6 protein-coding genes and 1 pseudogene are annotated in these 11,169 nt (G+C 41.8%); 2 read left to right on the forward strand and 5 right to left on the reverse strand.

Annotated features, from left to right (window positions below; translation table 11 throughout):
• Window positions 1-300: 300 nt before the first annotated feature.
• From LC574_RS08675 to LC574_RS08700, 5 genes are all read right to left on the reverse strand, one after another.
• Entirely contained in the window at window positions 301-1,491 is a 1,191-nt protein-coding gene (locus LC574_RS08675) for a calcium-binding protein (RefSeq protein WP_229452923.1), read from the reverse strand.
• Window positions 1,492-1,511: 20 nt separating this feature from the next.
• Entirely contained in the window at window positions 1,512-1,709 is a 198-nt protein-coding gene (locus tag LC574_RS08680; protein ID WP_229452924.1) for a hypothetical protein, read from the reverse strand.
• Window positions 1,710-2,330: 621 nt separating this feature from the next.
• Complete coding sequence (locus tag LC574_RS37870; protein WP_267871461.1) at window positions 2,331-3,152, reverse strand: calcium-binding protein; 822 nt, start codon at window positions 3,150-3,152, stop codon at window positions 2,331-2,333.
• A gap of 1,168 nt (window positions 3,153-4,320) precedes the next feature.
• Window positions 4,321-5,181 carry a calcium-binding protein gene (locus LC574_RS08695; protein ID WP_229452926.1) on the reverse strand — a complete coding sequence of 287 codons (861 nt, stop codon included), beginning with the start codon at window positions 5,179-5,181 and terminating at the stop codon, window positions 4,321-4,323.
• Window positions 5,182-5,846: 665 nt separating this feature from the next.
• Complete coding sequence (locus LC574_RS08700; protein WP_229452929.1) at window positions 5,847-8,966, reverse strand: MFS transporter; 3,120 nt, start codon at window positions 8,964-8,966, stop codon at window positions 5,847-5,849.
• Window positions 8,967-9,625: 659 nt separating this feature from the next.
• Between LC574_RS08700 and LC574_RS08705 the strand changes: the two genes are divergently transcribed.
• Window positions 9,626-10,906, forward strand: a complete 1,281-nt coding sequence (locus LC574_RS08705; protein WP_229452930.1) for a histidine kinase — start codon at window positions 9,626-9,628, stop codon at window positions 10,904-10,906.
• A gap of 154 nt (window positions 10,907-11,060) precedes the next feature.
• Window positions 11,061-11,169 (forward strand): annotated as a pseudogene (locus LC574_RS08710) (transporter); the annotation flags it as partial.

Raw genomic sequence — 11,169 nt, forward strand, 5'->3', positions numbered from 1 at the left:
GCTAAAGTCTACTAAAGTAGACTAAAGATTTTTCGGATTATTTAGTCATCTTTAGATGACTTTCGCTATTAGCAAGGAACTTCAGTTCCTTGCGGGACATGGCTTTTACGTTAAGTTGACACGTATGAGCAATGCTGTGCCCCTACACCTCACGATATAATGTTGTACCGCATCTGGATGGGAACCGCTATATAGCGTTTTCTAATAAGAATCAGGTACTTCTAACCTCACCCCGATAAAGCTGTGCTTCATCTCCCCTCTCCTTAGCAAGAAGAGGGGTTGGGGGTGAGGTCTATTAAATTAAAGGATAATGTCGCTTGCTACTAGTTGTGGTGTTCCTATAAGCTGAATCTCAAACTCAGCAGACAGATTCCCAGCAGTATTACCTTGAAGAATACCTCCTGCATAACGAATCTGACCGAGTGCGGAGAATGCCCTAGTCCCAATAAAAGTAAAGGTTTGGTTGCCCGCTATATTGGAGTTGGCGTCGATGGTAGATAGATCGATTTGATCACCTGGTAAGTTACCGTTTCCAACAAAGTCAGTGATAACATCCCGTAACAAACCAGGTTGACTCTCAAGAACTGAGTTGAAATCGAAAATATCGTTACCTTGTCCTCCAATGAGGCGATCAGTCAGAATATCAGTCAGCCCACCACTGACAAAGAAGGTATCATCGTTGCCAAAATCACCGCTAATCGTATCGTTGCCACTACCACCGTTAATGGTATCGTTGCCAAATCCGCCAAGAAGGCTATCGTTGTCAAATCCGCCAAAAAGGCTATCGTTGTCAAATCCGCCAATAAGGCTATCGTTGCCACCACCGCCATCAATTGTATCGTTGCCTGCACCGCCGTTAATTATATCCTTGCCAAATCCGCCAAGAAGGCTATCGTTGCCACCACCGCCATCAATTGTATCGTTGTCCTCTTCGCCGTTAATGGTATCGTTGCCAAATCCGCCAAGAAGGCTATCGTTGCCACCACCGCCGTTAATTGTATTGTTGTTGCCAAATCCGCCAAATCCGCCGTTAATGGTATCGTTCCCTGCACCGCCGTTAGTAGTATCGTTGCCATCACCGTCGTTAATTGTATCGTTGCCTGCACCGCCGTTAATGGTATCGTTGCCACCACCGCCGTCAATTGTGTCGTTGTCCTCTTCGCCGTTAATGGTATCGTTGCCAAATCCGCCAAGAAGGCTATCCTTGCCAAATCCGCCGTTAATTGTATTGTTGTTGGCAAATCTGCTAAATCCGCCGTTAATGGTATCGTTGCCTGCACCGCCAATAAGGCTGTCGTTGCCGTCTCCACCGTCAATCAAATCATCGTCATTTCCGCCATTAATTGTATCGTTGTTACTACCACCCTTAATCGTATCGTTGCCATCAAATCCGTTAATGATATCAGCGTTAGAGATATTACGAAAATCAAAAAAAGAATCAACTACACCGGACAGATTGTCAGGGCGATTAGTACCGTTAATGGTTGCCATTAATGAGCGCTCTCCTGAAATTACAGCGTTTTTAATGTAGGGGGATGCATTAACATTGTATCGGAATGCATTAACATTGTATCGGGACGCATTAGCATTGTATCAGGACGCATTAGCATTGTATCGGGACGCATTAGCATTGTATCAGGACGCATTAGCATTGTATCGGGACGCATTAGCATTGTATCAGGACGCATTAGCATTGTATCGGGACGCATTAATAATGCTAGGACTTACGCACTGTACAAATTCATCGTGATGTGCATTAACGATGCTCCCGGAAGTTTTCAGGCTTTTCTTAATTATCGTGCGATCGTCAATAGACCATGCTGTGCCCTTACGAAAGATGTGGTTTTTAAACTTCTCCATATATAGGACTCCTATTTGATTTTTGAAAAAACTCCGTACAACTCGAAAGGGCTGATTCCCTACTCCCTACTCCCTGCCTACGCAAATAATTTCAAAAATCAAAGCGGATTACTATATGGTATTTCTTGTCAATGCGTAAGTCCTAAATGCATTGGCATTGTGAGACTATGGCAAATTTAATTTGCTATGAATTAATGAAATGCTGTACTTAGCTTGTGTACCTCACCAACTTGAAATCTGCTGTACATCAAAAATAAGAACCCCACTTCTAAGAGCAAGCGTTTAGGAGTGGGGTGTTAAAGGATGTTTGAAAAGTCTTCCAGCGTGTGTTTCACTACCCTGGCTACCGAGAAACTGCTACGAGAGAATGGAGTTTTGGGATTTGAGATCGCCCCCCTGAGTTCCACTTGAGGCTCAAGCTGACCCTTTTCAAACAACCTCTTAGAGACTTTTGCAAGAAGTCTATTAAATTAAAGGATAATATCGTTTGCCACTAGTCCTGGTGTTCCTGTCAGCGCAATCTCAAACTCAGCCGACAGATCCCCATCAGTGCTACCTTGGAGAATACCTCCTGAATAACGGATCTGACCGGGTGCGGAGAATGCGCCAGTCCCAATGAAAGTGAAGGCTTGGTTGCCACCTTTAGTCAAGTTAGCGTCGATGGTAGATAGATCGATTCGGTCACCTGGCAAGCTACCGTTTCCAACAAAGTCAGTGATAACATCTCGTAAAAAACCAGTAGGACTATCTGAAACTGAGTTGAAATCGAAAACATCGTTACCTAATCCTCCAGTGAGAACATCAGTCCCAGTACCGCCCGCGAGTGTGTCGTTGCCACTATCACCGTTAAGGATATCGTTGCCACTATCACCGTTAAGGATATCGTTGCCACTATCACCGCTAAGGACATCGCTTCCACTATCGCCGTTAAGGATATCGTCGCCATCACCGCCAATAAGGCGATCGTTGCCACTACCGGCGTTAAGGATATCGTCGCCATTACCACCAATAAGGCGATCGTTGCCACTACCGGCGTTAAGGATATCGTCGCCATTACCACCGTTAAGGGTATTATTGCCATTGTCAGCGTTAAGGATATCGTCGCCCAATCCGCCAATGAGGCTATCGTTGCCATTGTCAGCGTTAAGGATATCGTCGCCACTACCGCCGTTAATGGTATCATTGCCGCCATTGCCGTTTAGGATATCACTGCCGCCATTGCCGTTCAGGATATCGTTTGTGCCACGAGCGTTGATAATGTCACTGAAATCGGTACCGTTAAAGGTTGCCATTAATGAGTTTCTCCTGAACTGAGAGGATAAAAAAATTACCTCGTGACTTCCCCATGAGTAAACGGCGTTGCTGATTAAGAGTATGAATTTGGTTTCCTCCAAAGGCGCAAGGAAACAGTTTCAAGGATTTAATTTTTGAATTTCACACTTTTATTCAGCAACGCCGAGAAAACAAGGCAAATAAATGATGAATGGGAAGATATAACTAAACCAAACCTAATTGGAACTGGTGTTTACTGTTAAGCCTGAAGATTTGAAAAGCACTGGATTTATTGATGATGTTGGCATCAAAATTGTGCCAAGAGTGATGTTATATTCTTGTACCTGATGTTTTCACTGGTTCCAGTAGTAAGCTGCTAGGAAAGAAGCAGATTTCCTTCTACGAAATCGCATAGGTTTTAGAAGGTTTTGATTCTATTCAGAATCACAAGACTATGATATTACCCTCAAGGCTACTTTTTTCTATCTATAAGAAAGAGTAATTAACTTTATTTTATTACTTTCGTCACAAAAAAATCTTAAACCTTTGTTCAGATAGGGGTTGGTTTTGCTTATTGAGATTTGTTTGGTAATTTTTATAGTTATGTATAAGGAAGTAATTGCCAAGTGCGATCGCTACACTGTTGCGTTACAATTTGGCTGCTCAAATTCTTTGACATCTTTTTTCATTCTCTGGCATCATCGTCAGTGTGACGCTCAGTACAAGTTCGCAATTACGTTTTGTGATAGGGATTTAGATTTAGGCATCAAAACGTACTGCTTGATAAAAGCTCTTTACTTAAACCCCCAAACTTTGTTAACAATTTTAATTTTAATATTAAGTGGAAAGCCAATATGAGCTACTTTTTTAGTAAAATATCTAGGACTTACGCACACTCTACGAATTCTCGGCGCTCTTGGCGTCTTGGCGGTTCGATAAATTAAGCTTTTTAGCAATTTTTGCGTAAGTCCTAATATCTTTTCTTGGTATTTAACTATGCTTGATTACAGCAATACCATCCTTGACAGGTTAAAGACGAGTGCATTTTGTCAATTCGCCTAAATACAGAAATCAATTTGCATAATAATCATTATAAAAGGAAGAGGCAAATTAAGCTTACCTCTCCCTACGACTGTTAAATTATTAGAATTCTACCTCGTGCTTTATTTTCAAGGCAGGTCTATTAAATTAAAGCACAATGTCGCTTTCCACTAGTTGTGGTGCGCCTGCTAGGCGAATCTCAAACTCAGCCGATAGATTCCCATCAATGTTAGCTTGGAGAATACCTCCTGCATAACGAACCTGACCGGCTGCGGTGAATGCGCGAGATCCAATGAATGTGAAGGCTTGGTTGCCGTCTATCGTGGAGTTGGCGTCGATGTTAGATAGATTGATTACGTCACCTGGCAAATTACCGTTTCCAAAAAAGTCAGTGATAACATCCCGTCTAGATCCAGCAGGACTATCTGAAACTGAGTTGAACTGGAAAGTATCGTTACCTGATCCTCCAGTGAGAGTATCAGCCCCACTACCGCCAACGAGGCGATCGTTGCCACTACCGCCAACGAGGCGATCATTGCCAGTACCACCGCCAAGGACATCGTTGCCATCACCGCCGTTAATGACATCGTTACCACTACCGCCAATGAGGCTATCGTTGCCATTCTCACCGAGAAGGGTATCGTTGCCATCACCACCAGCAAGGGTATCGTTGCCATCGCCACCAAGCAGGCGATCGTCGCCACCACCACCAGTAAGGACATCGTTACCAGTACCGCCAAGGATACTATCCCTACCACTACCACCGGTAATGACATCGTTGCCAGCACCACCGAGAAGGGTATTGTTGCCACCACCACCGTTAATGACATCGTTGCCACCACGGCCATCAATGCGATCGTTGCCACTACCACCGAGAAGGACATCGCTGCCACTAGTGCCGTTAATGACCCTGTTACCACTACCACCGACCTGGATAATGTTGTTAGGAAGATTGAGGTCAATGTTAGAGAGGTCGGGAATGTCGATATTAGGAATGGTTATTGCCATAAATTAGCTTCTCCTGAGTGTTAGAGGGTAAAAATTATTTCGTCACTTCACCATCAGAAAACGGTGTTGCTGATTAAGAGTATGAATTTCCTTTACTCCAAAGGCGCAAAGGAAAAACTTTCAAACATTAAAATTTTGAATTTCACACTTTTACTCAGCAATGCCGAGAAAACAAGTTGGAGAAATAACAAGTGGTAAGAGATAACAGAACCACACCTGATTGGAACAGGTCTTTCTGTTGAGTCCAAAGATTTTAGAAGCACTGCATATATTAATGATTTTGGCATCAAAATCGTGCCAAGAGTCATTTCTATATCCTTGTGCTTTATGTATTCATTGGTTACAAGTACTAGGCTGCTAGGGAACAAGCAGATTTTCTAGTAAAGAATTGCATAGCTTCTAGAATGTTGTTACTGTATTACACAATCACAAGATTATGATATTACCCTCAAGGCTACTTTTTTCTATCTATAAGAAATAATAATTAATCCTTTTTTATTCCTCTCGCCCCAAAAAAAATCTGAAACCTTTGCTTAGATAGGGTTTTGTAATATATGTAGGAAGAATAAAGTCATGATAGTACTCTGGGGGTAGTTTGTTTTATTTATAAAAAAAAAGTGGCATTACATTAATTACCACTTTTTTTTATAAATTTATGATGAATTTTAACGAGGTAGAGGTAACCCTGTAACGGCTACTGCTCCCGCGATCGCACTGGCTGCAAGGGAAGTCAATGCTGTCCCAAATAACCACCAAGCAGCATTTGCAACGGTTTTTTTAGTTTCTTGGGCTTGCTTCTTAGTTTGCTCTTGGATCGCTTTCAGGCGTTTTTTTGTTTCTTGTTGGATGCGTTCGGCTCGTTGTAGTACGCCATCCCGCGCCGCTTCTATTTGGTCGATGATCCTGTTAGCATCTTCTTGGGAAATATCCTCACGAGAACTTAATACAGCAATTAAAGTGTCACGATCAAATTGACTGAGGCGATCGCGCAATGCTTCAAATCCGGCTTGGGGATCGTCGAACACTTTTGCAAAGTCTTGCTTAATTGCTTCATAGTTGAGTTCGGAACGATCCAGGGAGTTGAGATAGTTACGAACTTTAGCAAAAACTCCATCAAGCACTGATTGCACTCTTTGCTGGATTTGCTGGAATTGTTCGACAATGGAGGTGCGAACCGACTCAATTTGATCCACAATTCGGTTAGCTTCTTCTTCTGAAATATCTTCCCGTTGGGATAATAGCGCCACAATTGTGGAACGGTCAAATTTGGAGGCGCGATCGCTTAAACTTCCAATTCCAGCGCGGGGAGAAGACAGCAGCAATTGCAAATCGCGTTTAATTGCTTCTGGGTTGAGTTCTTCTTTGTTAGTGTTACGCAGATATTCTTCCAGATTGGCTTCAAAATCTAAAGCTTGTTGAGCAGTACGCTTGGCTAAACGTCGTGGCGCTCTCACAATACTAGCGATCGCATCTTGTGCTTGATCAATGATCTGATTAACTTGCTCTTGGCTCAAGTCTCCCCGTTGACTCACGAGTTTAACTAAGGTTTCTCGATCAACATGAGACAAGCGATCGCGCAGTGCTAAGGCTCCTGCTTTGGGATCATCGAGTAATTTTTCCAAATCGCTCCTAATACCTTCAAGATCAAGTTCTTCTAAGTTGGTATTGCGGAGATATTCAGCGATCGCTTTTGTCGTTTTTTCGTACTGTTCTCTCGCCTGTTGCGGAACTTGCAAAATATTATCTCGGACTGCTTCAATCTGATCGAGAGTTTGGTTTATCTGTTCTTGGCTCAAATCTTGACGCTGATTGAGCAATTGTACTAGTGTATCTCGGTCGAATTGCGATAAGCGCGATCGCAAAAGGCTAATTCCAGCTTGCGGATCGTCTAGTAAAATTTGAAACTCACGTTTGATACTTTCGGGATTTAGTTCATCTTTATTAGTATTCCGCAAATAATCTTCAACTCTTTGGCGCAGTTCATCGGCTTTGGCTTTTGCTTGTTCTTGGAGTTCTCTAGCACGATTTAACAAATTATCGCGGTTGCTTTCGAGTTGACTAACAATATTATTAGCTTCCTCTTCGTTGATATCTTGACGCTGTTGCAGTAATTGTACAAAAGTGTCGCGGTCGAATTGCCCGAAGCGGCTACTTAAATCTTCAAACCCAGCTTCTGGATCTTCCACCAAGTTAGCAAAGTCACGTTCAATACCTTCAGGGTTGAGTTCTTCTTTCCCTGTCGAACGCAGATAATCTTCGATGCGGCTGCGAAAATCTTGCCCTTGTTCTCGCGCTTGGGCCTGTTTTACAGTTTCTAAAACTTCCAAGCGATCGCTTTCCATTTGTTCGGAAATTTCTTTCACCCTAGCTTCACTGATATCACCTCGCTGCTTCAGCAAGTTGGCAAAATATTCAAGATTGAGTTCTTCCAACTCCCGTCTCACAGTTGTTGGATCTGCATTAACGTCATAGATGACTTCTTTAAATTCATCTCTTAGGGTAATGCGGTTAAAATGCCAAGGAAAGGAATTCAAGATGTAGTCTTTTACATCTGCCTTAATCGTGTTTTCGAGTGATATCGGCAACCTTGCAGATACTTGCTCACTTGCTTCATCCCTGAGCTTTTGTAATTGTTCAGTGATTTGATTGACATCGACATCTTGAACTTTTTCTTTCAGTTTTTGCAACTGATTAGTAATTTTGTTCACATCAATATTGGAAAGGTTGACCCGCTCCAGAACTGCTGGTGCAGCCGCACTCAAGCCATATCGAATAGCTTGCTTGATTATACCATTGCCATTTCCACCTCCGACTGTAACCAGTTCTTGAAGGCGTTCACCTAATTGGTCTGAATTCAATTCTTCGGGTGTTGCAGACTTAAGTAAATTAATTACTTGTTCGGTGGGATTGCTCCGATTCAAAGCTTGTTGCCAAGCACCTTGAAATTGGTCGGCAATGCGATTGATATCTTCTTGAGATAAATCTGTGCGACTGCTAATTAAATCAACAAATGTTTGACGATTGATATTTTGCAATAGGTCGCTGTTAGCAACAGATTGCAAATCTGCATCTTTAAGAAGCTGGTCAAATTGGTTACGAATTTCTGTGATATCAAGTTTTGGTAATTGTAGAGAACCTAAAGAACTTTGGAGTGTATTTCTAATATCTTCAGGATTAAAACCTGAAGTTAATTCTCGCCGGACTGCGGCTGTAATATCTTCAGCAGTAGAAACTAACTGTTTTTTCGCAGTATTAGCACTGATGCCAGCAGTTGCTGTACCCATCAGAGTTTGAAAACCAGAAGTGACAGTACTAGCGATAGAACCAATAAAAGAACCTACTGCTGATGAACCAAACCAAATTACCAGTGAGAAATAGGTAGCCCAGATGACTACACCGATAATTGAACCTAGAGATTCACTTTCGATTAAGCTAAGTTTTACCGCTAGAAAAGAAGCAATAAATAATGCAATACTAACGGTTAGTAACGCCCAAGTACCGATTTTGGTTTGAACTGAACGAATTTTACTACCCAAACTTTCTGACTCATCATCAGAATCTGAGTCAATTTCCCAAGATGAAATTCCGACAGCGACTGAAAAATTAGTCAATAATAATTGAAAGGCAAATGCCATTAAGACTCCAGCCAGCAATGCTACCAAGAATTTAGGCCCAGAAAAAAGAACTGATGCTTCTTCTGGAGTTAGTGCTTCCTGAGCTATTATTGGCGCTAATCCAAAAGATAGCCAGTTCCATCCCCAAATAGTTAAAAGACTTTGAAACATAGTATTTTCTCACTTGCAGTCAATTAAATAACCATTGATAAAATGGCTTATTTATCAATTTACTTGCCTGTTAGATAGGCTGACACTTTCTTAGGTAAGAAGTTTGCTTGCCAAAAGTGGTATTTTACAAAAAACAAATCTTTTTAATAAAGAAAATAATGTAAAACTTGGTGATTTTATATTAATTTATTTGATGAAATCCAATTTGCGGAAGTTTGAACTGATACAGAGCTATATGTAGCAATCCTAAATGAGTCGTGAAAAATATATATAAGGAAACGAACCGCCAAGAACGCCAAGGACGCAAAGAGAAGAAAGAAAAAAGAGATATATAATTTTTACAAATGATTTAGGACTGCTATATTTTATTATAAATTACATTTAATACATAGGTTTATAGCAGAAACTTAGCTAATTTTAAAACTAATATTTTAGCGATTGCTTTGATAAATAAACTAGTCAACGTCTAATTTTCATAAATAAAGTATAATTTATTTATTAAATTTTGTTGCTATCTTTAGACAAAAGCACGTATATCTAATGATAGAGATAAAATTTCTTCCAAGCGATTGATGAAATGTAAATATAAACATGTATTAATGGGGTCATTAGGAGCTATAAATTAGTGAATAATTGATTTTTGCTGAGGAGAAAGAATAATGGTTGTAGGTGTACATAAACGTGGTGTAGGTGTATTTTCTCATCGTCGAGATGTTGAACATGCCCTACATGAATTAAAAAAAGTTGGTTTTGACATGAACAGAGTCTCTGTCATTACCCAGGATGGAGACAGAGATGATATTTCTGGCGCTGAAGTACGCGATCGCGTCGGTGATAAATCTGACGATGGTGCTAAAGTCGGAGCAGCTACAGGCGGTGCTTTGGGCGGATTAACTGGCTTATTAGTCGGTCTTGGTACTTTGGCAATTCCTGGAATCGGGCCAATTATGCTGGCTGGAGCCACAGCAACAACCTTAGCTACTACTCTCGCTGGCGCTGGTATTGGTGCAGTAGCTGGTAGTTTGCTTGGTGCATTGATTGGTTTAGGAATTCCCGAAGAACGGGCCAGAGTTTACGACGAACGCGTGAGACGGGGACACTATTTAGTCATCATAGATGGCACAGATACAGAAATCGCCACAGCAGAAGCAATTCTACATCAGGGTGGTGTGGAAGAGTTCGGCATTTATGACAACCCAGATGCTACAAATGCAACTGCTGATTATGTCGCTCCAACTTCTGATGTGGGTTATAGTGGTGTTGCCAGACGCGCGATTGGAGTCTTTTCTCATCGCCGAGATGCAGAAGCAGCACTTACAGAATTACGAGATGCAGGTTTTCCCTTAAGTAGAGTCTCCATCATAGCCAAGGATACAAACGGTCATGGGATCGGTGGTGTAGATGTAGATAAAAATGTCGGCACAGGTAATAAAGCAGACGATGGTGTAAAAGCTGGAGCAGCTACAGGTGGAGTTGTAGGCGGCTTGACTGGCTTATTAGTTGGTCTTGGAACTTTAGCAATTCCTGGAATTGGGCCTGTGATTGCAGGTGGTGCAGCAGCGACAGCTTTAGCATCAACCTTGGCTGGCGGTGCGATCGGTGCAGCAGCTGGCGGTATTGTTGGCGGACTTGTTGGCTTAGGAATTCCTGAAGACAGGGCGCGAGTGTATAGCGATCGCTTCCAAAGAGGCGACTACTTGGTAATTATCGATGGTACCGAAGCTGAAATCCGCGAAGCTGAAGCGATTCTCAGACGTCGCGGTATTGAAGAATTTTCTATCTATGATGGCACCGATTTAGGTGAACATCGCCCAGGTTTAGACCGAGTAACGCATCATGATACAGCAGTAGTTAATAGCGATCGCACCAATTATTCAACAGGTCTTCATGGAGACGATCCTGCTGTAGTCATTATTGACCGTCGTGATGAAACACTCTAACCCCAGGTAGTTGTCACTCACACTAATTTCCTTTAATTTAAGGAGCAAGAATATAAAAACTTTGCTCCTAACTTAAGAAACTTGCTCCTCACTTCTGCCGTGAATATCCACAAACTCGACAAGTTTCACTTTCTGATTCAGAATTATTAAACCTATGCAAAAGCTAACTCCCTTCTTAATTAGTTCTCTTTTAATTTTTGGTGTTGCAGCTTGTGATAACCCTTCTAAAACAACTGTGTCTGCACCCGATCCTAATGAAGCTC

Origin of the sequence: Nostoc sp. CHAB 5715 (genome assembly GCF_020829685.1) — a bacterium.
Classification (GTDB): domain Bacteria; phylum Cyanobacteriota; class Cyanobacteriia; order Cyanobacteriales; family Nostocaceae; genus Nostoc.

Coding starts and splice junctions, on each gene's coding strand:
- LC574_RS08675 (WP_229452923.1), bottom strand. CDS start 1,491: ATGGCAACCATTAACGGTACTAATCGCCCTGACAATCTGTCCGGTGTA.
- LC574_RS08680 (WP_229452924.1), bottom strand. CDS start 1,709: ATGCGTCCCGATACAATGCTAATGCGTCCTGATACAATGCTAATGCGT.
- LC574_RS37870 (WP_267871461.1), bottom strand. CDS start 3,152: ATGGCAACCTTTAACGGTACCGATTTCAGTGACATTATCAACGCTCGT.
- LC574_RS08695 (WP_229452926.1), bottom strand. CDS start 5,181: ATGGCAATAACCATTCCTAATATCGACATTCCCGACCTCTCTAACATT.
- LC574_RS08700 (WP_229452929.1), bottom strand. CDS start 8,966: ATGTTTCAAAGTCTTTTAACTATTTGGGGATGGAACTGGCTATCTTTT.
- LC574_RS08705 (WP_229452930.1), top strand. CDS start 9,626: ATGGTTGTAGGTGTACATAAACGTGGTGTAGGTGTATTTTCTCATCGT.